The sequence below is a fragment of the Salmonella sp. SJTUF15570 genome, from assembly GCF_043357055.1.
GTDB classification, from domain to species: Bacteria; Pseudomonadota; Gammaproteobacteria; order Enterobacterales; family Enterobacteriaceae; genus Salmonella; species Salmonella enterica.
On sequence record NZ_JBEUKJ010000005.1, the window covers coordinates 246,206 to 268,419 of the forward strand.

The 22,214-nt window shown below is 52.6% G+C and carries 16 protein-coding genes and 1 pseudogene; 13 read left to right on the forward strand and 4 right to left on the reverse strand.

The genetic code is table 11. The annotated features are described in order from the left end of the window. The first annotated feature begins 16 nt into the window (after positions 1-16). The 4 genes from bdm (at position 17) to adhP (ending at position 3,636) form a co-directional block, all read left to right on the forward strand. Complete coding sequence (gene bdm / locus ABVN44_RS12235) at positions 17-232, forward strand: biofilm-dependent modulation protein (RefSeq protein WP_000495700.1); 216 nt, start codon at positions 17-19, stop codon at positions 230-232. A gap of 94 nt (positions 233-326) precedes the next feature. Next, complete coding sequence (sra, locus tag ABVN44_RS12240; protein WP_000841559.1) at positions 327-470, forward strand: stationary-phase-induced ribosome-associated protein; 144 nt, start codon at positions 327-329, stop codon at positions 468-470. A 176-nt stretch (positions 471-646) separates the two neighbouring features. Beyond that, positions 647-2,344 (forward strand): NAD-dependent malic enzyme, encoded by a 1,698-nt coding sequence (locus tag ABVN44_RS12245; RefSeq protein WP_000450511.1) that lies wholly within the window; start codon positions 647-649, stop codon positions 2,342-2,344. Between the two features lie 281 nt (positions 2,345-2,625). After that, entirely contained in the window at positions 2,626-3,636 is a 1,011-nt protein-coding gene (adhP, locus tag ABVN44_RS12250) for an alcohol dehydrogenase AdhP (protein ID WP_000642447.1), read from the forward strand. A 90-nt stretch (positions 3,637-3,726) separates the two neighbouring features. On the opposite strand, the gene fdnI is transcribed toward adhP, so the two are convergent. Genes fdnI through fdnG form a run of 3 tightly spaced genes read right to left on the reverse strand, consistent with a single transcriptional unit; the run spans position 3,727 to position 8,321 of the window. Further along, on the reverse strand, positions 3,727-4,383 hold the full coding sequence (fdnI, locus tag ABVN44_RS12255) for a formate dehydrogenase-N subunit gamma (protein ID WP_000045658.1): 657 nt from the start codon (positions 4,381-4,383) through the stop codon (positions 3,727-3,729). Continuing rightward, complete coding sequence (gene fdxH / locus ABVN44_RS12260; protein WP_000061599.1) at positions 4,376-5,260, reverse strand: formate dehydrogenase subunit beta; 885 nt, start codon at positions 5,258-5,260, stop codon at positions 4,376-4,378. Before fdxH ends, fdnI begins: the two co-directional genes overlap by 8 nt. A 13-nt stretch (positions 5,261-5,273) precedes the next feature. After that, positions 5,274-8,321: a formate dehydrogenase-N subunit alpha gene (gene fdnG, locus ABVN44_RS12265; protein WP_077684034.1), complete on the reverse strand. Its 3,048-nt coding sequence runs from the start codon at positions 8,319-8,321 to the stop codon at positions 5,274-5,276. Positions 8,322-8,598: 277 nt separating this feature from the next. Between fdnG and yddG the strand changes: the two genes are divergently transcribed. The 3 genes from yddG (at position 8,599) to ABVN44_RS12280 (ending at position 11,609) form a co-directional block, all read left to right on the forward strand. After that, positions 8,599-9,480 (forward strand): aromatic amino acid efflux DMT transporter YddG, encoded by an 882-nt coding sequence (yddG, locus tag ABVN44_RS12270; RefSeq protein WP_001527674.1) that lies wholly within the window; start codon positions 8,599-8,601, stop codon positions 9,478-9,480. Between the two features lie 522 nt (positions 9,481-10,002). Beyond that, entirely contained in the window at positions 10,003-11,085 is a 1,083-nt protein-coding gene (ompD, locus tag ABVN44_RS12275) for a porin OmpD (RefSeq protein ID WP_000769043.1), read from the forward strand. Positions 11,086-11,228: 143 nt separating this feature from the next. After that, positions 11,229-11,609: a GFA family protein gene (locus ABVN44_RS12280; protein WP_014343841.1), complete on the forward strand. Its 381-nt coding sequence runs from the start codon at positions 11,229-11,231 to the stop codon at positions 11,607-11,609. Positions 11,610-11,633: 24 nt separating this feature from the next. Here ABVN44_RS12280 and smvA read toward each other — a convergent pair whose 3' ends face one another. After that, positions 11,634-13,121, reverse strand: a complete 1,488-nt coding sequence (gene smvA, locus ABVN44_RS12285) for a methyl viologen efflux MFS transporter SmvA (RefSeq protein ID WP_000489736.1) — start codon at positions 13,119-13,121, stop codon at positions 11,634-11,636. 117 nt (positions 13,122-13,238) lie between these two features. On the opposite strand from smvA, the gene ABVN44_RS12290 reads away from it, so the two are divergent. The 6 genes and pseudogenes from ABVN44_RS12290 to narI all read left to right on the forward strand — a co-directional run bounded on the left by ABVN44_RS12290 (position 13,239) and on the right by narI (position 22,164). Continuing rightward, positions 13,239-13,817, forward strand: a complete 579-nt coding sequence (locus ABVN44_RS12290; RefSeq protein WP_023231475.1) for a TetR family transcriptional regulator — start codon at positions 13,239-13,241, stop codon at positions 13,815-13,817. Positions 13,818-14,030: 213 nt separating this feature from the next. Continuing rightward, on the forward strand, positions 14,031-15,419 hold the full coding sequence (locus ABVN44_RS12295; RefSeq protein WP_048348834.1) for a NarK family nitrate/nitrite MFS transporter: 1,389 nt from the start codon (positions 14,031-14,033) through the stop codon (positions 15,417-15,419). Positions 15,420-15,510: 91 nt separating this feature from the next. Beyond that, positions 15,511-19,251, forward strand: a pseudogene (locus tag ABVN44_RS12300) (nitrate reductase subunit alpha). Next, complete coding sequence (gene narH, locus ABVN44_RS12305; RefSeq protein ID WP_000702595.1) at positions 19,248-20,792, forward strand: nitrate reductase subunit beta; 1,545 nt, start codon at positions 19,248-19,250, stop codon at positions 20,790-20,792. Before ABVN44_RS12300 ends, narH begins: the two are co-directional and overlap by 4 nt. Further along, entirely contained in the window at positions 20,792-21,487 is a 696-nt protein-coding gene (narW, locus tag ABVN44_RS12310) for a nitrate reductase molybdenum cofactor assembly chaperone (RefSeq protein WP_001166287.1), read from the forward strand. Before narH ends, narW begins: the two co-directional genes overlap by 1 nt. Beyond that, a complete protein-coding gene (gene narI, locus ABVN44_RS12315; protein ID WP_000617106.1) occupies positions 21,484-22,164 on the forward strand; it encodes a respiratory nitrate reductase subunit gamma in 681 nt (226 codons plus the stop codon). Before narW ends, narI begins: the two co-directional genes overlap by 4 nt. Positions 22,165-22,214: the final 50 nt, after the last annotated feature.

Below are 22,214 nucleotides of genomic sequence, written 5' to 3' on the forward strand. Positions count from 1 at the left end.
TTCACGGAGGCATTATATGTTTACTTATCACTCAGCAAATACCTCAGCAGCACAACCGGCCCTGGTCAACGCGATTGAACAAGGATTACGCGCGGAGTTAGGCGTTGTCACTGAAGATGATATTTTAATGGAGCTGACCAAATGGGTTGAGGCTTCCGACAATGACATCCTCAGTGACATCTACCAGCAGACCATCAACTATGTGGTAAGCGGGCAGCACCCGACTCTGTAAAACCTGCTATGCTGTATCGGCAACCTTAGGGGTTACGTTTCTTTCGCGTAAGCGAATTTGTCCTTAAAACTAGCAACAGGATTGAGGAGTTAACATGAAATCGAACCGTCAGGCTCGTCATATACTTGGACTGGATTACAGAATTTCCAACCAGCGTAAGGTTGTTACTGAAGGCGACACCAGCAGCGTGGTGAATAACCCAACCGGCAGAAAGCGCCGCGCCGACAGCCAAAAGTAATCGTACAGTCCTGAAATGACGTTAAACACCATTGCATCTGCAATGGTGTTTTTGTTTATAGGAATGACCTTAACGTCTCACAATGCTTTATACTCAGGGTCGGTTCCCTGGTGGAAGGCAATATATGATGATAAACGACGGTGCCAGGGACAGTTATTCGAAAAAGAGTGAGTAACATGGAAACTACAACCAAGAAAGCACGTTCCCTTTATATCCCTTACGCTGGCCCTGTATTGCTGGAATTCCCCCTGTTAAACAAAGGCAGCGCTTTTAGCGTAGAAGAGCGCCGCAACTTCAATTTGTCAGGACTGCTGCCGGAGGTCGTCGAGTCGATTGAAGAACAGGCCGAACGCGCCTGGCTCCAGTATCAGGGGTTTAAAACAGAAATCGATAAGCATATTTACCTGCGTAACATCCAGGATACCAACGAAACGCTCTTTTATCGACTGGTGCAAAACCATCTTGAAGAGATGATGCCGGTTATCTATACCCCGACCGTGGGCGCGGCCTGTGAGCGTTTCTCTGAGATTTATCGCCGGGCGCGCGGCGTATTTATCTCTTATCCGAACCGTCACAATATGGACGACATTTTGCAGAATGTGCCTAACCACAACATTAAAGTTATTGTGGTGACGGATGGCGAACGGATTCTGGGGCTTGGCGATCAGGGCATCGGCGGGATGGGGATCCCTATCGGTAAGCTGTCATTATACACCGCCTGCGGCGGCATTAGTCCGGCCTATACCCTTCCCGTTGTGCTGGATGTCGGCACCAACAATCAACAGTTACTCAACGATCCGCTTTACATGGGCTGGCGTCATCCGCGCATTACCGACGATGAGTATTATGCGTTTGTCGATGAGTTTATTCAGGCCGTTAAGCAGCGCTGGCCAGATATCCTGCTACAGTTTGAAGATTTCGCGCAGAAAAACGCAATGCCGCTGTTGACGCGCTATCGTGATGAGATTTGCTCCTTTAACGATGATATTCAGGGCACCGCAGCCGTGACCGTCGGTACGTTGATCGCCGCCAGCCGCGCTGCCGGCAGTCAGCTTAGCGAGCAGAAAATCGTTTTTCTCGGCGCGGGTTCCGCCGGATGTGGGATTGCTGAACAAATCATCGCGCAGACTCAGCGTGAAGGTTTAAGCGAAGATGCCGCCCGACAGAACGTTTTTATGGTCGATCGCTTCGGCCTGTTGACGGACCGGATGCCAAATTTATTGCCGTTCCAGGCAAAACTGGTGCAGAAATGCGACAATCTCCAGCACTGGGATACCGAAAATGACGTGCTGTCGCTGCTGGATGTGGTGCGTAACGTGAAACCGGATATTCTGATCGGGGTTTCCGGCCAGACCGGGCTCTTTACTGAAGAGATCATCCGCGAGATGCATAAGCATTGCCCTCGCCCGATCGTCATGCCGCTCTCTAATCCCACCTCTCGCGTGGAGGCCACGCCACAGGACATTATCGCCTGGACGGAAGGCAACGCGCTGGTGGCAACCGGCAGCCCATTCTCGCCGGTCATCTGGAAAGATAAGGTTTATCCGATCGCACAATGTAATAACGCCTATATTTTCCCCGGCATCGGTCTGGGGGTTATCGCTTCCGGCGCATCGCGCATTACTGATGAAATGCTGATGTCAGCCAGTGAGACGCTGGCGAAACATTCTCCGCTGGTCAATAACGGCGAAGGATTAGTGTTACCAGCGCTTAAAGACATCCAGGTCGTGTCGCGCGCTATCGCTTTTGCCGTAGGTAAAATGGCGCAGCAACAAGGCGTAGCGGTGAAAACCTCTGCGGAAGCGCTGCAACAGGCGATTGACGATAACTTCTGGAAACCGGAATACCGCGACTACCGTCGGACTTCCATTTAATACGTACCCGGCGGTGAATGCCGCCGGATATCACTTTCTTCTTTAGTTTTGGTGAGTCTGTCAACACACCTGAATTCCTTTCCCTGCTTATTTGTCAAGCTACTAATATTAGCCACCTTTATGTATTGAACGGGGATTTATCAGGATAATCCTGGCTAAACTATTACATTGTATTTCTGCCGCCTTGCATAACTCATCAGAAATATTAATCCTAAAGAGGTAATAGCACCTTACCTGCTATTACCTGCTATGCAGTTCACTATTAATAAAAGGAGAAGGTTATGAAAGCTGCTGTTGTCACACAAGATCATCAGGTTGATGTTACTGAGAAAACGCTGCGTCCCCTTCGCCACGGTGAAGCTTTGCTAAAAATGGAGTGCTGCGGCGTATGCCATACCGATCTACACGTGAAAAACGGCGATTTCGGTGACAAAACCGGCGTCATTCTGGGACACGAAGGCATTGGCGTCGTGGCGGAAGTCGGTCCCGGTGTCACCTCGCTGAAACCCGGCGATCGCGCGAGTGTCGCGTGGTTTTATGAAGGATGCGGACACTGTGAGTATTGCAATACGGGCAATGAAACCTTATGCCGCAACGTGAAAAATGCCGGTTACACGGTAGATGGCGGCATGGCCGAAGAGTGTATTGTCGTCGCGGATTATGCGGTGAAAGTACCGGAAGGTCTGGACTCTGCGGCGGCAAGTAGTATTACCTGCGCGGGCGTTACCACGTATAAAGCGGTGAAGATTTCTCATATTAAACCTGGCCAGTGGATTGCCATCTACGGTCTGGGCGGTCTGGGTAATCTGGCCTTGCAGTACGCGAAAAACGTTTTCAATGCGAAAGTGATCGCCATTGATGTCAATGATGGACAACTGAAACTGGCCGAGGAAATGGGCGCAGATCTGACCATTAATTCACGTACGGAAGATGCGGCTAAAATTGTGCAGGAAAAAACCGGTGGCGCGCACGCAGCGGTGGTTACCGCGGTCGCTAAGGCGGCGTTTAATTCCGCAGTAGATGCCGTTCGCGCCGGAGGCCGCGTGGTGGCAGTCGGGCTGCCGCCAGAAGCCATGAACCTTGATATCCCTCGCCTGGTGCTGGATGGCATTCAGGTTGTCGGTTCGTTGGTGGGGACACGCCAGGATCTGACCGAAGCCTTCCAGTTCGCGGCGGAAGGAAAAGTCGTGCCAAAAGTCGCTTTACGTCCGCTTGAAGATATCAACGTTATTTTTAAAGAGATGGAACAGGGACAAATTCGTGGCCGTATGGTCATCGATTTCCGTCGTTAAACGATTTGCTGTGGTCGTCTGAGTATACAGACAGCAGATGAAAACAAGGCGCTACGAGGATAGCGCCTTGTTTATCAGATCGCGAAAGAATTACTGAATACCTTTTTCGCTCTCTTTTTTTGCTTCCGCCTTCTCGATTTCACGATACCAGCGTGGATGATGTTTCTTCGCCCAGCGACGGCTGACCTTCCCTTCGATCATGCCTTTAATCGAGCCTTTCACCCAAAACGCCATATACATATGGATGAGGATCGCGTGCATTAAAATAATGCCCGCCGCCGCATGAATTAACAGGCTATAACGCACCACCTGCATGGGGAAATACTGCGCGAAATACGGACGCCAGATAATCACGCCAGTCACCAGCAGCACAAAAATCATGCTCATAATGGACCAGAACATCATCTTCTGTCCGGCATTGTATTTGCCGACATCCGCCACCTTATGCTCATTGCCTTTCAATACTTCGACAATATTTTTCAGCCACGGAATGTCTTTTTTATCCGGGATGTTGTGGTGGACGAAACGCACGAACATAAACATCAGCGCGATGAAGATGGCAATACCGAAGAACGGGTGCAAAATACGTCCCATCTGCGGCGTGCCGAAGGTTTGCGTCAACCATTGTAGCGTCGGGAAGAAAAACGAAATCCCCGACAGCGCTACCAGGAAGAAGCAGATCACCACCGTCCAGTGACAGGCGCGGTCGACAAATTTCGTGCGCACAATCATTTTCGACTTACTCATGATGATCCTCCTCATCGTCGTCCGTTTCTTTATTCGGGCCAATACCGATGTAGTGGTAAATCAGACCGGCGAAAGTGGCGATAAAGCCCGCTGCGGCCAGCGGTTTTAGCGCCCCTTTCCACAGATTGATTGAGGTATCGATCTGCGGATCTTTCGGCAAGCCGTGGTACAACTCCGGCTGATTGGCATGGTGCAGCACATACATGACGTGCGTACCGCCAACGCCCTGCGGGTTGTAGATACCGGCATGTTCAAAGCCGCGCGCTTTTAACTTCTCCACGCGTTGCTCACCCAGTTCCAGCATCTCTTTTTTGGTGCCGAAATGAATAGCCCCGGTCGGACAAGTTTTGACGCAGGCCGGTTCCTGGCCCACGCTGACGCGATCGACGCAAAGCGTACATTTATAAACGCGGTTGTCCTCTTTGTTGAGGCGCGGAATATTAAACGGACACCCGGCGATACAGTAACCACAGCCGATACAGTGTTCAGATTGAAAATCAACAATCCCGTTCGCGTACTGGATGATAGCCCCGGCAGATGGACAGGCTTTAAGACAGCCTGGATCTTCACAGTGCATACAACCATCTTTACGAATCAGCCACTCCAGCTTGCCGTTCTGCTCGGTTTCGGTAAAGCGCATCACCGTCCAGGACTTGGCGCTGAGATCGGCAGGGTTATCGTACACCCCGACACAATGACCAACGTTATCGCGAATATCGTTCCATTCAGAACAGGCTACCTGGCAGGCTTTACAGCCGACACAGGAGGAGACGTCGATCAGTTTCGCGACTTCGGCTTTGTAATCACGCGCCTGCGGAGGCGGAGTGATGGCGTTTGTTGCGGACCGTTTAATAATGTCCTGCGTTTCCATAGACATATGTTCGCCTCCCTTACGCCTTCTCGATGTTAACTAAAAACGCTTTGTATTCCGGCGTTTGCGAGTTGGCATCACCGACATTTGGCGTCAGAGTATTGGCGATATAGCCTTTGCGCGCGACACCCTCAAAGCCCCAGTGAATCGGGATCCCCACCGTTTCAACCTGCTGACCGTTGACATGCAGGGTGCGAAGACGACGAGTTACCACCGCGACCGCGCGAATAAACCCGCGTTTACTGCTCACCTTCACATAGTCGCCGTTAGCGATACCTTTCGCTGCCGCCAGCGTCTCACTGATCTCCACAAACTGTTCCGGCTGAGCGATAGCGTTAAGTAGCGCATGTTTGGTCCAGGTATGGAAATGCTCTGTGAGGCGGTAAGTCGTGCCCACGTACGGAAACTGCTCCTTCTTACCCATGCGCAGCGCATCTTCTTCATACAGACGCGCCGCCGGGTTCGAGACCACATTCGGGTGCAGCGGGTTAGTGCCCAGCGGCGTTTCCATCGGCTCGTAGTGCTCAGGGAACGGTCCTTCCGCCATCTTATCAATAGCAAACAGACGTCCCAGCCCTTCCGGCTGCATGATAAACGGATTGGTCCCGCTCCCCGGCGCCGCGTTGTTAAAGTCCGGAATATCGTTCCCTGTCCACTTCGCGCCGTTCCACTGGATCAGCATCCGTTTTGGATCCCACGGTTTACCCTGCGGGTCCGCCGAAGCGCGGTTATACAATACGCGACGGTTTAGCGGCCACGCCCACGCCCAACCCAGTGTATTGCCAAGCCCTGACGGGTCGGCGTTATCACGTCTGGACATCTGGTTGCCCTGCTCCGTCCAGCTACCGGTATAAATCCAGCAGGAGGAGGATGTCGTACCGTCATCGCGCAGTAATGCAAAACTGCTCAACAACTGGCCTTTCCTGGCAAGCAGTGTACCGTTAGCGTCATAGAGATCTTCCAGCGCATAGCCGTTGTTCTCTTTCGCCACTTCTTCCGAATGCGGTTCATCCGGCTGCTTGTAGTTCCAGCTCATCTTCAATAGTGGTTCGGCGCCTTTACCGCCTTCTGCGCGATACATTTCACGCAGACGATGGTAAATACCGGCCAGAATCTCGCCGTCGTTACGCGCTTCGCCCGGCGCGTCCTGACCTTTCCAGTGCCACTGTAACCAGCGACCGGAGTTAGCGATAGAGCCATCCTCTTCCGCAAAACAGGTAGACGGCAGACGGAAGACTTCGGTCTGAATCGTTGTCGGATCAACATCATTAGATTCGCCGTGGTTCTGCCAGAACGTTGACGTTTCAGTCACCAGTGGATCGATAACGACCAGATACTTCAGTTTGCTTAAGCTTTGCACCACTTTGTTTTTGTCCGGGAAGGACGCCACCGGGTTAAAGCCCTGACAGAAATAGCCGGTGACTTTCCCGCTATCCATCATGTTGAAATATTTGATCACGTCATAGGACTGATCCCACTTAGGCAGCCAGGCAAAGCCCCAGTCATTCTCTTTCTGCGCCGCATCGCCATAGAAAGATTTCATCAGGCTGACGAAGAACTTAGGATAATTACCCCAGTAGTTGACCTGATCGGCCAGCGTCGCTTTGGGGGTATTCGCTGCCAGATAAGTTTGCAGATCGGCCTGTTTTTCTGACGGTAGCGTCAGGTAACCCGGCAGGCTGGTGGAGAGCAGTCCTAAATCCGTTAAACCCTGAATATTAGAGTGGCCGCGCAAAGCGTTCACACCGCCGCCAGCCATCCCCATATTGCCGAGCAGCAACTGGATCATCGCCATGGTACGGATGTTCTGCGCCCCGACGGTATGTTGCGTCCAGCCCAGCGCATACAGGAAGGTGGTAGTGCGATCCGGAACGCTGGTAGAGGCCAACACCTCACACACCTTCAGGAAGTCTGCTTTCGGCGTACCGCAAATGTTTTCCACGACGTCCGGCGTATAGCGCGAAACGTGCTGCTTCAGCAGATTCCACACACAGCGTGGGTGCGTCAACGTTTCATCACGTTTGGCATAGCCGTTTTCATCGAACTGGTAGTTCCAGGAGGATTTATCGTACTGACGCTTTTGGGCGTCATAGCCGCTGAAAAGACCGTCATCAAAGGCAAAATCATCCCGCACCAGCAGGCTGGCGTTGGTGTAATGCTTAACGTATTCAGCGTTGATTTTGTTATTTTCGATCAGGTACAGCAAAACGCCGGACAGAAAGGTAATGTCTGTACCGGAACGTATTGGCGCATAGATATCCGCCACCGACGCCGTACGCGTAAAGCGTGGATCAACGACAATCAGCGTCGCATCGTTATTGTTTTTCGCTTCCATCGCCCAGCGGAAACCCACCGGATGCGCTTCTGCGGCATTGCCGCCCATCACCATCACGACGTTGGCGTTTTTAATATCCACCCAGTGGTTGGTCATCGCACCGCGACCAAATGTTGGAGCAAGACTTGCTACCGTTGGTCCGTGTCAAACGCGCGCCTGGTTATCTACCGCCAGCATACCGAGAGAACGCGCAAACTTCTGCGTCAGCATACCCGTTTCATTGCTGGCCGCCGAGGCGCACAGCATTCCGGTAGAGAGCCAGCGGTTAACCGTGACGCCCTGCTCATTCTTTTCAATAAAGTTGGCGTCGCGGTCGGCTTTCATTAATTTAGCAATACGAGTGAAAGCGTCATCCCAGCTAATGCGCTGCCACTTGTCGGAACCCGGCGCGCGGTATTCCGGATAGCGTAGGCGATCTTCACTGTGAACATAGTCCAGCAAACCGGCCCCTTTCGGGCACAGCGCGCCACGGCTTACCGGATGATCCGGGTCGCCTTCAATATGGTAAATCGCTTCTTTCGCGTTTTTTGCCCCATCTCCCAGGCTATACATTAATAGCCCGCAACCTACGGAACAGTATGTGCAGGAGTTACGGATCTCTTTTGCGCGCAACAGCTTATAGTTTCGCGCCTGAGCCAGGGCCATTTTAGGGGTAAAACCCAGTGCGGCCACCGTTGTTCCCGCCATACCGCCCGCGCAGATTTTAAAAAATTGTCTGCGGCTGACGTCCATTGCTTTCCTCTTTTTTCCACGGATGCACGCCTCCTTCGAACTGCAGCAAAACCTCAGCCCAGGATGCGTGTATAACTTCGCGAGGAAACTAACAGCAAAATCGATAACTTTTTTGCGTCAAATCAATATTGAAACGGTTCCGCTATTAAATAGCCCTATTTTTAAACCGCAATAACTCCAGGGAGGTACTAAAAAATGACACTGCATGGCATCGCCCTCGGAAAAAGTGCTATAAGTGGCAGTTTATTTTGCGCGGTATTCAGGACAGTCACAAAGCATGACATCACAAAAAGCAACGCTAATAGGGCTTGTTGCCATCGTTCTGTGGAGCACGATGGTTGGGTTAATTCGCGGCGTCAGCGAAGGTCTCGGACCGGTAGGCGGCGCAGCCATGATCTATTCATTAAGCGGCCTGCTGCTGATTTTTACCGTCGGATTACCTGATATCCGCCGTTTCCCGGGGCGATACCTCATCGCAGGCAGCGTACTGTTTGTCAGTTATGAAATATGCCTGGCGCTTTCTCTCGGTTATGCCGCCACTCGCCATCAGGCTATCGAAGTCGGCATGGTTAACTATTTATGGCCCAGCCTGACCATTCTGTTCGCCATTCTTTTTAACGGGCAAAAAACTAACTGGCTTATTGTTCCTGGATTGCTTATTGCACTTACTGGCGTTTGCTGGGTTCTGGGGGGCGAGAATGGTCTTAATGCCGGAGAAATTATCAACAATGTCGCCACCAGTCCGCTAAGTTATTTCCTGGCATTTCTTGGGGCGTTTATATGGGCGACGTACTGCACTGTCACAAATAAATATGCGCGTGGTTTTAACGGTATCACCGTCTTTGTGTTACTCACCGCCGTGGCGCTGTGGTTCCACTATTTTCTTACGCCGCAACCTGCCATGATATTTAGCCTACCGGTGATTGCTAAACTTTTTACCGCGGCATTAACGTTGGGGTTTGCCTACGCAGCATGGAATGTGGGCATACTTCATGGCAATGTGACTATCATGGCCGTAGGGTCTTATTTTACCCCCGTCATGTCCTCTGCTCTGGCAGCGCTGTTACTCAGCTCACCACTGTCATTCTCCTTCTGGCAAGGCGCAGTCATGGTTTGCGTAGGTTCACTACTTTGTTGGCTGGCAACGCGGCGGCGCTAAGCGACGGGCGGGCCGATGTTGATATTAAATCGACCCGCTGCACCTTGACACTCTTCATAACACAACTACGCTTTTATCTATCGCCTGTGTGTATTTGACGATTTTCCATTTTCACGTGCTCCTCCTGCGCCATACCAGGATTGCGCTGGTAAAAATGAATTTTATAAAATCGTTAAATATGTTAATGTGATGATATAATTATATTAACAAATATATAATTAACGTTAGCTCGCAACTGTTATTAGTGCATATAATAATCAGTAGTTACTACCAAAAATAAAACCATAAACAGCCCAATAGTCCCCTCCGAAAATATATCTTATTAGACAGTCCCTATTTGAATTAATACTCTCAAATGTATTAAGGAGATCTCGATCACACAAATTAAAATAATTTGTAATCTTATGAAACTTATTATTGAACTTATGCCACTCCGTCATTTAAAAATAGTCTGCCATTGACAAACGCCTCGTTTAACAATGGTTGAGGAAACACGCTAAGAAAATTATAAGGATTATTAAAATGAAACTTAAGTTAGTGGCAGTGGCAGTGACTTCCCTGTTGGCAGCAGGCGTTGTAAATGCAGCCGAGGTATATAACAAAGACGGCAATAAACTGGATCTGTACGGTAAAGTTCACGCTCAGCATTATTTCTCTGATGATAACGGAAGTGATGGTGACAAAACTTACGCGCGTCTGGGCTTTAAAGGCGAAACGCAGATCAATGACCAACTGGTTGGTTTTGGCCAGTGGGAATATGAATTCAAAGGCAACCGTACTGAATCTGAAGGTTCCGACAAAGACAAAACCCGTCTGGCATTCGCTGGTCTGAAATTCGCTGAATACGGTTCTTTCGACTACGGTCGTAACTACGGCGTTGCTTACGACATCGGCGCATGGACCGACGTTCTGCCAGAGTTCGGTGGCGATACCTGGACCCAGACTGACGTATTCATGACCCAGCGTGCTACCGGCGTTGCCACCTACCGTAACACCGATTTCTTCGGTCTGGTTGAAGGTCTGAACTTTGCCGCGCAGTATCAGGGCAAAAACGATCGTGACAATGAAGTAGAAGCAAACGGCGACGGTTTCGGTCTGTCCGCAACGTATGAGTACGAAGGTTTTGGCGTGGGTGCGGCCTATGCGAAGTCTGACCGTACTGACCGTCAGGTGCGCAACGGCACCAATGGCCTGTATGCTTCTGGCCAGAATGCGGAAGTGTGGGCTGCTGGTCTGAAATATGATGCGAACAATATCTATCTGGCGACCACCTACTCCGAAACGCTGAATATGACCACATTCGGTAAAATCGACGGTATTGCTAACAAAACTCAGAACTTTGAAGCTGTTGCTCAGTACCAGTTCGACTTCGGTCTGCGTCCGTCCATTGCTTACCTGAAATCCAAAGGTAAAGATCTGGGTGCTTACGGCGACCAGGATCTGGTTGAGTACATCGATGTCGGTGCTACCTACTACTTCAACAAAAACATGTCCACCTTCGTTGATTACAAAATCAACCTGCTGGATGACACCAACTTCACTAAAAATGTTGCGCAGATCAGCACTGACAACATCGTTGCTGTTGGTCTGAACTACCAGTTCTAATTTTGTTGTAGTCTGAATACAAAGCCAGTCCTTTCAGGGCTGGCTTTTTCTCTTGATGTAGACTCGGTCATAAGGAGTATGCCGTGCAGACGTTCACTGGTCGTTGTCTTTGCGGACAGAGCCATTTTACCGTTGACGTCGAAATGCTGGATGTCTATGCCTGCCATTGTACGCTGTGTCAAAAATGGTCGGGTGGAATAGCCATGTATCTGGAAGCCTGCGGGCAACCACAGCTAGCCCCCCTTTCCCCGGAACCGCCATACTTTTCATCCTCTTCGCGCGGCGAACGCTACTTCTGTTCCGGCTGCGGGTGTCCGCTGTGGTTTCGGCTTACCGATACCGATCGCTATTTTATTCCCTGGACCTTACTGGAACTGAACGAAGTTGATCGCCGTCGGCTGATTCTGGCTGCGGAAATCTATACCGAAACCCAGCCTGCCTTCTGGCGACTGACGGGGCAATACGCACGCCTCAGCGGTAAAGAGGTTGAGGAAATGGACTCCCCCTGCCAGCTAGCGCATTAAGCGCTTATCTCATCAGGCGTTATGTTATCGGCGTTGGGCTTTTGCCAGGCTGAACCACATCCCTACCGCCAGCAAAAGAAGCATACTCCCGGCGCTGCTTAACGCCACGCTATGCGACCAGATAAAGGCATGTCTGGCGGCGTCCAGTATTGCCTGCCCCTGCGTGGGCGGTAGGCTATTCGCCAACTGCACGGCTTCTCCCATTGAAGATGACGCTCTGGCAATCTCTTGCGCCTCAAGCCCGGCAGGCAGACGGATAGACGCGGAGAAGCTACGGCTTAACAACAGACCGAAAATGGCAATGCCCAGTCCCGCGCCCAGTTCATAAGCCATCGTTTCTATCGCGCCGGCCGCCGCCGCTTTTTCTGCCGGCGCAGCGGCCATAATTGCCGACGTGGAAGCCAGCAATGCGCTGGCGGCGCTAAATCCCAGCAGCGCCATCAGCCCCCAGGCCTGCCATTGTTGGGTGCTGAAATCCGTCATCGCCAGGCCATAAAAACTCAGCGCGCTTAACGCCATGCCGCCCGTCGCGACCAGCCGTAGTCCCAGACGCGAGACCAGCACGCCCGCAATCGGCCCGCTGAATCCACTGGCGACCATCACCGGCAGCATAAATACCCCGGCCTCATAAGGCGATAGCCCGTGAACAAACTGTAGCTCTTGCGCCATCAGCAGCTCAAAACCCACCAGAGTGATCATCGCGGTCATCGCCATCACGACGCCGCTCAGGATAATGCGATGGGTAAATAGTCGCATATCAATCATCGGACGCGATGTCGCAAGCTGTGTGCGGATAAAGAGTCCCAGGAGCAGCGCGCCGGTAAGCAGGGTAAGCGAGATGACCCACAGCGACAGATGCCCTTTCAGCGCGGTTTTAGCGCTATAGACCAACAGCAAAATGGCAATAATCAGCATCACCGCATGGCCAAGATTGAGCGGTTGATCGCGACGGCCCGCCTGGCGAGGAACATAGCGGGCGGTTAAGCCCATGACGACCAGCACAATCGGCACGTTGATCAGGAAAACCGATCCCCAGTAAAAATGCTCTAATAATATGCCGCCGATGAGCGGCCCAAACGCCGCTCCGCCCGAACCTACCGCTGCCCAGACGCCCAGCGCCATGTTGCGATGCTTCTCTTCACAAAAGGTGGCGCGTATCCCGGCCAGCGTCGCCGGTACAATCATCGCCGCGCCAATAGCCAGTAATACCCTGGTGGCGATAAGCCAACTGGCGGTATGCGAAAACGCCGCCGCCAATGATGCCAGGCCAAAGAGCGTCCCGCCCAGCATCAGCAGGCGTTTAAAACCGATACGATCGCCAAGCGCGCCCATCGGCAACACCATGCCAGCCATGACCAAAGAATAAATATCAATGATCCACAGCAGCTCGTTGCCGCTGGCCCCCAGTGTCATACTCAGTGTCGGCGCGGCGACATGCAAGACCGTGGCATCAATGGCGACAGGAATATAGACCAGCACAATAATGACTAACGTTAACCACTGACGAAACATAACTCTCCCTTCAAAAACTCAAATTTGGACGCCTGTCCAGTTTCAGGATCCTACGGTAAGTTGAACGAATGTCCAGCTTTTTGTTACACTGCGCGTATTGGCTAATGTGGGGAAAATATGAGTTACCTTAACCGGGATGAACGCCGCGAAGTGATCCTGCAAGCGGCGATGCGCGTGGCGCTGGCAGAGGGGTTTGCCGCCATGACGGTGCGACGAATCGCATCAGAAGCCGATGTCGCCGCCGGCCAGGTGCATCACCACTTCAGCTCGGCGGGCGAGCTCAAAGCGCTGGCCTTTGTCCATTTGATCCGTACCCTGCTTGATGCCGGGCAAGTTCCGCCGCCTGCCACCTGGCGTGCACGGCTTCACGCTATGTTGGGTAGCGAAGACGGCGGCTTTGAGCCTTACATAAAATTGTGGCGAGAGGCGCAAATTCTGGCCGATCGGGATCCGCACATCAGAGATGCTTATCTCCTCACGATGCAGATGTGGCATGAGGAAACGGTCACAATTATCGAGCAGGGCAAACAGGCAGGAGAATTTACGTTTGCTGCTAACGCCACGGATATCGCCTGGCGGCTTATCGCACTGGTGTGCGGGCTGGACGGTATGTATGTGCTGGGTATTCCGGAAATGGCCGATCCCGCGTTTAAATACCATCTGGATCGGATGATTACGCTTGAACTCTTTGCGTAAAGTTACAAATAATTTAATAAAAATCACTTTTAGTTTACAAATAGTAACAATTAAGAAACATCATATCTCCTCTTCGCGCCGCGCTGGCCTGGTTTTTTATCTATTCTTTCACTCAATATTCTAAAAAAACTTCAATAAGTTCTCAAAAGAGCGCGTGACGCTCTGTCTCTTTTTTGTGTTTTTTTCAAATGATATGCGCATGTGAGGGGTAAAATGACACGACAAAACGAGAATTATAACCGTTATCTCTTGAGTGACTGGCGACCCGAAAATCCAGCCTTCTGGGAGAATAAAGGGAAAGGCATCGCCAGAAGAAACTTATGGATTTCAGTAAGTTGTTTGCTCCTGGCATTTTGCGTCTGGATGTTGTTTAGCGCTGTTGCCGTCAACCTCAATAAAATTGGATTTAATTTTACCACCGACCAACTCTTTTTATTAACCGCATTACCTTCTCTTTCCGGCGCAATATTACGCGTTCCCTACTCCTTTATGGTACCACTGTTTGGTGGCCGTAAATGGACCGTATTAAGTACCGTAATATTGATTATTCCCTGCGCCTGGCTGGGATTCGCCGTGCAAAATCCTGCCACCCCTTTCGGGGTATTTATGCTCATCGCTCTGTTGTGCGGTTTTGCGGGGGCAAACTTCGCGTCCAGTATGGGCAACATCAGTTTTTTCTTTCCAAAAGCCAGACAAGGTAGCGCGTTGGGTATTAACGGCGGACTGGGAAATCTTGGCGTCAGTGTGATGCAGTTGATTGCGCCGCTGGTTATTTTTCTGCCGATATTTACTTTTTTAGGCGTCCGGGGCGTGCCGCAACCTGATGGCTCCCTGCTCGCTCTCACTAACGCCGCCTGGATCTGGGTGCCGTTACTGGCTGTCGCGACGCTTGCCGCCTGGTTTGGTATGAACGATATCGGCAGTTCAAAAGCGTCTGTCGTCTCGCAATTGCCGGTGCTAAAACGTCTGCACCTGTGGCTGCTTAGCCTGTTGTACCTGGCGACATTCGGGTCATTCATCGGCTTTTCCGCAGGTTTCGCCATGCTCGCCAAAACGCAATTTCCCGACGTAAACATTCTGCAACTGGCGTTCTTTGGCCCCTTTATCGGCGCGCTGGCGCGATCGGCAGGCGGCGTGATCTCCGATAAATTCGGCGGCGTTCGCGTCACGCTCATTAATTTTATCTTTATGGCGCTGTTTACCGCCCTGCTATTCCTCACGCTGCCAGGCTCCGGCGCAGGCAGCTTTAGCGCGTTCTATCTTGTTTTTATGGGCCTGTTTTTGACAGCGGGTCTCGGCAGCGGTTCTACCTTCCAGATGATTGCGGTGATCTTCCGTCAGATCACGCTCTACAACGTCAAACTGCGCGGCGGGAGCGATGAGCAGGCGCAGCGCGAAGCGGTGACGGATACCGCCGCCGCGCTCGGTTTTATCTCCGCTATTGGCGCTGTGGGCGGCTTCTTTATTCCAAAAGCGTTTGGCACCTCTTTGGCCTTGACCGGCTCGCCGGTGGGCGCCATGAAAATCTTTTTGCTGTTTTACCTCGCTTGCGTCCTGCTGACCTGGCTGGTCTACGGGCGTCGTAAGCCTAAACAACAATAACAACATACGCACCTGTAGGACGGCCATCCGGCAATGGTTTAACGCCAAATCGACAGGGTGGCGGAAAATTTATCGAAGCAGGAGAAATGTCATGAGTAAACTGTTGGATCGCTTTCGTTACTTTAAACAAAAAGGCGATACCTTTGCCGACGGCCATGGTCAGGTGATGCATACCAACCGCGACTGGGAAGACAGTTATCGCCAGCGCTGGCAGTTTGATAAGATCGTGCGCTCAACCCACGGCGTCAACTGCACGGGCTCCTGTAGCTGGAAAATTTATGTCAAAAACGGTCTGGTGACGTGGGAAACCCAGCAAACCGACTACCCGCGCACGCGTCCCGATTTACCGAACCATGAACCGCGCGGCTGCCCGCGCGGCGCCAGCTACTCCTGGTATCTCTATAGCGCCAATCGTCTGAAATACCCTCTGGTGCGTAAGCGGCTGATAGAACTGTGGCGCGAGGCTCTTTCCCGGCACAGCGATCCGGTACTGGCATGGGAATCTATAATGAACGACCCGCAAAAATGCCAAAGTTACAAACAGGTGCGCGGACATGGCGGCTTTATTCGTTCGAACTGGAAAGAGCTGAATCAGCTCATTGCCGCCGCTAACGTCTGGACAATCAAAACCTATGGTCCGGATCGTGTGGCGGGGTTTTCACCTATTCCGGCGATGTCGATGGTTTCTTACGCCGCCGGAACACGTTATCTGTCATTGCTTGGCGGTACATGCCTGAGCTTCTATGACTGGTATTGCGATCTTCCGCCCGCGTCGCCAATGACCTGGGGCGAGCAGACTGACGTGCCGGAGTCCGCCGACTGGTATAACTCAGCCTACATTATTGCCTGGGGCTCTAACGTGCCGCAGACGCGTACCCCGGACGCCCACTTCTTTACCGAAGTGCGCTACAAAGGCACTAAGACGATCGCCATCACCCCGGACTATTCCGAAGTCGCTAAACTGTGCGATCAGTGGCTGGCGCCAAAGCAAGGTACCGACAGCGCGCTGGCGATGGCCATGGGTCACGTTATTTTAAAAGAGTTTCATCTCGATAATCCCAGCGACTATTTTCTTAACTATTGCCGCCGTTATACCGATATGCCAATGCTGGTCCTGTTGGATGAGCGCGCAGACGGCAGTTATGTACCGGGGCGTATGATGCGCGCGTCGGATCTGGTGGATGGACTGGGAGAAGCCAATAATCCGGAATGGAAAACCGTCGCGCTCAACAGTACGGGCGAACTGGTCGCGCCCAATGGTTCTATCGGTTTTCGCTGGGGCGAAAAGGGAAAATGGAACCTGGAACCGGTGGCGGCGGGCGTCGAAACTGAACTGTCGCTCTCTTTACTCGGTCAGCATGATGACGTGGCGGGTGTCGCTTTCCCCTATTTTGGCGGCAACGAAAACCCACATTTCCGCAGCGTGCGGCAGGAACCGGTGCTGGTACGTCAGTTACCGGTGAAACGCCTGACTCTGGCGGACGGTAGCGAGCGGATGGTCGTCAGCGTTTACGATCTGGTGCTGGCGAATTATGGGCTGGATCGTGGTCTGGATGACTGCCATAGCGCCAATAATTATAACGACGTAAAAGCCTACACGCCGGCCTGGGGCGAACAGATTACCGGCGTGCCGCGTCGACATATCGAAACTATTGCGCGTGAATTTGCCGAGACCGCCCATAAAACTCACGGTCGCTCGATGATCATCCTCGGCGCGGGAGTGAATCACTGGTATCACATGGATATGAATTACCGTGGGATGATTAACATGCTGGTGTTCTGCGGCTGTGTTGGACAAACCGGCGGCGGCTGGGCGCACTATGTCGGCCAGGAGAAGCTGCGGCCGCAAACCGGCTGGCTGCCGCTGGCCTTCGCGCTGGACTGGAATCGCCCGCCGCGTCAGATGAACAGTACCTCGTTTTTCTACAACCATGCCAGCCAGTGGCGCTATGAAAAACTGACTGCGCAAGAGTTGCTGTCGCCGCTGGCCGATCCGGCTAAATTTTCCGGACACCTGATCGATTTCAACGTGCGCGCGGAACGTATGGGCTGGCTACCCTCGGCGCCGCAGCTTAATCTTAACCCGCTCAGCGTGAAAGCGAGCGCCGATAAAGCCGGGCTGTCTGCGGCGGATTATACCGTGCAGGCGTTGAAATCAGGCGCTATCCGTTTTGCCTGCGAACAGCCTGACAGTGGTCATAATCACCCGCGAAATTTATTTGTCTGGCGCTCTAACCTGCTCGGCTCCTCCGGGAAAGGTCATGAGTACATGCTCAAATATCTGCTGGGCACCGACAGCGGTATCTAGGGCGAAGCGCTGGGTTCCAGCGAAGGAATTAAGCCTGAAGAGGTGGAATGGCAGTCCGCCGCGATTGAGGGCAAGCTCGATCTGTTGGTCACGCTTGATTTCCGTATGTCCAGTACCTGTCTGTTTTCCGATATCGTCTTGCCGACCGCCACCTGGTATGAAAAAGACGATATGAATACCTCGGATATGCATCCGTTTATCCACCCCCTTTCCGCCGCGGTCGATCCTGCCTGGGAATCCAAAAGCGACTGGGAGATCTACAAAGGCATCGCTAGCGCCTTTTCTGAGGTGTGTGTCGGACATCTCGGACAGGAAACCGATGTGGTGTTACACCCGCTCCAGCATGATTCCCCGGCGGAACTGGCGCAGCCATTTGATATTCTCGAATGGCGTAAAGGCGAGTGCGAACTTATTCCGGGCAAAACCGCCCCCAATATCGTCGTGGTTGAACGCGATTATCCGGCCACCTATGAACGTTTTACCTCGCTGGGTCCCCTGCTGGATAAATTAGGCAACGGCGGTAAGGGTATTGCCTGGAATACGCAAGATGAAGTCGATTTCCTCGGTAAGCTCAATTACACCAAACACGATGGCCCGGCGAAAGGACGTCCGCGCATCGACACTGCGCTGGATGCCTCGGAAGTGATTCTTGCCTTAGCGCCGGAAACTAACGGCCAGGTGGCGGTGAAAGCCTGGCAGGCGTTGGGCGAGATGACCGGGCGCGAGCACACCCATCTGGCCATCAATAAAGAAGATGAGAAAATTCGCTTTCGTGATATCCAGGCGCAACCGCGCAAAATTATCTCCAGCCCGACCTGGTCAGGACTGGAAAGCGAGCATGTCTCTTATAACGCCGGCTATACCAACGTACATGAACTGATCCCGTGGCGCACGTTGTCGGGGCGGCAACAACTCTATCAGGATCATGCGTGGATGCGCGCTTTTGGCGAAAGCCTGGTGGCATATCGTCCGCCGATTGATACCCGCAGCGTCAGCGAAATGCGAGAAATTCCGCCCAACGGTTTCCCGGAAAAAGCGCTTAACTTCCTGACGCCGCACCAGAAATGGGGAATTCACTCCACCTACAGCGAAAACCTGCTGATGCTGACCTTGTCGCGCGGCGGGCCGATTGTCTGGATCAGCGAAGCCGATGCCCGTGAATTGGGTATTGAAGATAACGACTGGATTGAAGCCTTCAACGCTAATGGCGCCCTTACCGCTCGTGCGGTGGTCAGCCAGCGCGTTCCGCCGGGTATGACCATGATGTACCACGCCCAGGAGCGAATTATGAATATTCCGGGCTCGGAAGTGACCGGGATGCGCGGCGGGATCCATAACTCCGTGACCCGGGTCTGTCCAAAACCGACGCATATGATCGGCGGCTATGCGCAACTGGCTTACGGCTTCAACTATTACGGAACCGTGGGTTCGAATCGCGATGAATTCATCATGATCAGGAAGATGAAAAACATTAACTGGCTGGATGATGAGGGCCGGGATCAGGTACAGGAGGCGAAAAAATGAAAATACGCTCACAGGTTGGGATGGTACTGAATCTCGATAAATGTATTGGCTGTCACACCTGCTCCGTCACCTGTAAAAACGTCTGGACCGGACGTGAAGGGATGGAATACGCATGGTTCAATAACGTCGAAACTAAACCGGGTATCGGCTATCCCAAAAACTGGGAAGACCAGCAGGAGTGGCAAGGCGGTTGGGTTCGTGATGTTAATGGCAAGATAAGGCCCCGTCTGGGCGGCAAAATGGGGGTAATTAGCAAAATTTTCGCCAACCCGGTGATTCCGCAAATCGATGATTACTATGAACCCTTTACCTTCGATTATCAGCATTTACATAATGCGCCGGAGAGTAAGCATCAGCCCACTGCCCGTCCTCGTTCACTGATTGACGGAAAACGGATGGACAAGGTGATCTGGGGGCCAAACTGGGAAGAGCTGCTCGGCGGCGAGTTTGAAAAACGCGCCCGCGACCGCAACTTCGACAACATACAAAAAGAGATGTACGGTCAGTTCGAAAACACCTTCATGATGTACCTGCCGCGCCTGTGCGAACACTGCCTGAACCCCAGTTGTGTCGCCACCTGCCCAAGTGGCGCTATTTATAAGCGTGAAGAAGACGGCATCGTGCTAATCGACCAGGATAAATGCCGGGGCTGGCGTTTGTGTATCAGCGGCTGCCCGTACAAAAAAATCTACTTTAACTGGAAGAGCGGCAAGTCTGAGAAGTGCATATTTTGCTATCCGCGTATTGAATCCGGCCAGCCGACCGTTTGTTCGGAAACCTGCGTCGGGCGCATCCGTTATCTTGGCGTTCTGCTCTACGACGCCGACAGGATTGAAGAAGCGGCCAGTACCGAACACGAGACAGATTTGTATGAACGTCAGTGCGATGTGTTTCTCAATCCGCACGATCCGGCGGTCATCGAAGAGGCGCTTAAACAGGGCATCCCGCAAAACGTCATCGACGCTGCCCAACGGTCGCCGGTGTACAAAATGGCGATGGACTGGAAGCTGGCGCTTCCGCTGCACCCGGAATACCGTACCCTGCCGATGGTCTGGTACGTACCGCCGCTATCGCCCATCCAGTCATACGCTGACGCGGGCGGGTTGCCGCACAATGGCAATATTCTGCCGGCGGTGGAGACGCTGCGTATTCCGGTCCAGTACCTGGCCAATATGCTCAGCGCGGGCGATACCGGCCCGGTCATTCGGGCTCTAAAGCGGATGATGGCGATGCGCCACTACATGCGCTCGCAGACGGTTGAAGGCGTGACGGATACCCGCGCGATTGACGAAGTGGGTCTGAGCGTACAACAGGTTGAAGAGATGTATCGCTACCTGGCGATTGCCAATTATGAAGATCGTTTTGTCATTCCCACCAGCCACCGGGAAATGGCGCGCGACGCCTTTCCGGAGCGCAACGGCTGCGGCTTTACTTTTGGCGACGGTTGTCACGGCTCGGATACCAAATTCAACCTGTTCAACAGTAGCCGTATTGATGCCATCAATATCACCGAAGTACGTGATAAAGCGGAGGGGGAATAATGCAAATCCTCAAAGCGATTGGCCTGTTGATGGAGTATCCGGACGACGAGTTGTGGGAATGTCGGGATGAAGCACTTGCCCTTATCCAACACGATGCGCCAATGCTGGCCGACTTCACTCGCGAGCTGCTTTATGCGCCGTTACTGGATAAACAAGCAGAATGGTGCGAAGTGTTTGACCGCGGGCGCGCCACTTCATTGCTGTTATTCGAGCATGTTCATGCGGAGTCCCGCGATCGCGGCCAGGCGATGGTCGATTTGTTAAGCCAGTATGAAACCGTGGGCCTGCAGCTCAACTGCCGCGAACTGCCGGATCACCTACCGCTCTATCTGGAGTACTTAAGCGTGTTGCCGGAAGCGGAAGCGCGCGAGGGATTACAGAATATTGCCCCTATTCTGGCGCTACTGGGCGGTCGTCTGAAACAGCGAGGAGCGCCGTGGTATCAACTGTTTGACGCCCTGCTGACGCTGGCGGGCAGTACGCTTACAAGTGACAGTGTCACCAAACAGATTGTTCAGGAATCGCGGGATGATACCCGTCAGGCACTGGACGCCGTCTGGGAAGAAGAGCAGGTGAAGTTTATCGAAGATAACGCCACGACCTGTGACAGTTCACCGTTACACCATTATCAACGACGCTTTAGCCAGGACGCGGCGCCGCAGTACGTCGACGTCAGCGCGGGAGGCCCGAAATGATACAGTACCTGAACGTCTTTTTTTACGACATCTACCCCTATATTTGCGCCACGGTATTCTTCCTTGGCAGTTGGCTGCGCTATGACTATGGACAATATACCTGGCGCGCGTCGTCCAGCCAGATGCTGGATAAGCGCGGGATGGTGATATGGTCGAATCTGTTCCATATTGGCATTCTGGGGATCTTTTTTGGCCATCTGTTTGGAATGCTGACGCCACACTGGATGTATGCCTGGTTCCTGCCGATTGCGGTAAAACAGCAGATGGCGATGATCCTCGGCGGCGTGTGCGGCGTATTAACGTTGATCGGCGGCGCGGGATTACTGTGGCGTCGTCTGACCAATCAGCGTGTGCGGGCGACATCCACTACACCTGATATTATCATCATGAGCATTTTGCTGATTCAGTGCCTGCTTGGCCTGAGCACCATTCCGTTTTCGGCGCAATATCCGGATGGCAGCGAAATGATGAAGTTGGTGGGCTGGGCGCAAAGTATTGTCACCTTCCGCGGCGGGTCTTCGGAAATGCTGAGCGGTGTGGCGTTTGTTTTCCGCGTTCATCTGGTGCTGGGAATGACTATTTTCCTGCTCTTCCCGTTCACCCGTCTGGTTCATGTCTGGAGCGCGCCGTTTGAGTATTTCACCCGTCGCTACCAGATTGTTCGTACCCGCCGCTAATTCTCTTTGCCCGGGGGTACGCTTACCGGGCAAAGAAAAACGCCTGGGCG

Coding starts and splice junctions, on each gene's coding strand:
- bdm (WP_000495700.1), top strand. CDS start 17: ATGTTTACTTATCACTCAGCAAATACCTCAGCAGCACAACCGGCCCTG.
- sra (WP_000841559.1), top strand. CDS start 327: ATGAAATCGAACCGTCAGGCTCGTCATATACTTGGACTGGATTACAGA.
- ABVN44_RS12245 (WP_000450511.1), top strand. CDS start 647: ATGGAAACTACAACCAAGAAAGCACGTTCCCTTTATATCCCTTACGCT.
- adhP (WP_000642447.1), top strand. CDS start 2,626: ATGAAAGCTGCTGTTGTCACACAAGATCATCAGGTTGATGTTACTGAG.
- fdnI (WP_000045658.1), bottom strand. CDS start 4,383: ATGAGTAAGTCGAAAATGATTGTGCGCACGAAATTTGTCGACCGCGCC.
- fdxH (WP_000061599.1), bottom strand. CDS start 5,260: ATGTCTATGGAAACGCAGGACATTATTAAACGGTCCGCAACAAACGCC.
- yddG (WP_001527674.1), top strand. CDS start 8,599: ATGACATCACAAAAAGCAACGCTAATAGGGCTTGTTGCCATCGTTCTG.
- ompD (WP_000769043.1), top strand. CDS start 10,003: ATGAAACTTAAGTTAGTGGCAGTGGCAGTGACTTCCCTGTTGGCAGCA.
- ABVN44_RS12280 (WP_014343841.1), top strand. CDS start 11,229: ATGCTGGATGTCTATGCCTGCCATTGTACGCTGTGTCAAAAATGGTCG.
- smvA (WP_000489736.1), bottom strand. CDS start 13,121: ATGTTTCGTCAGTGGTTAACGTTAGTCATTATTGTGCTGGTCTATATT.
- ABVN44_RS12290 (WP_023231475.1), top strand. CDS start 13,239: ATGAGTTACCTTAACCGGGATGAACGCCGCGAAGTGATCCTGCAAGCG.
- ABVN44_RS12295 (WP_048348834.1), top strand. CDS start 14,031: ATGACACGACAAAACGAGAATTATAACCGTTATCTCTTGAGTGACTGG.
- narH (WP_000702595.1), top strand. CDS start 19,248: ATGAAAATACGCTCACAGGTTGGGATGGTACTGAATCTCGATAAATGT.
- narW (WP_001166287.1), top strand. CDS start 20,792: ATGCAAATCCTCAAAGCGATTGGCCTGTTGATGGAGTATCCGGACGAC.
- narI (WP_000617106.1), top strand. CDS start 21,484: ATGATACAGTACCTGAACGTCTTTTTTTACGACATCTACCCCTATATT.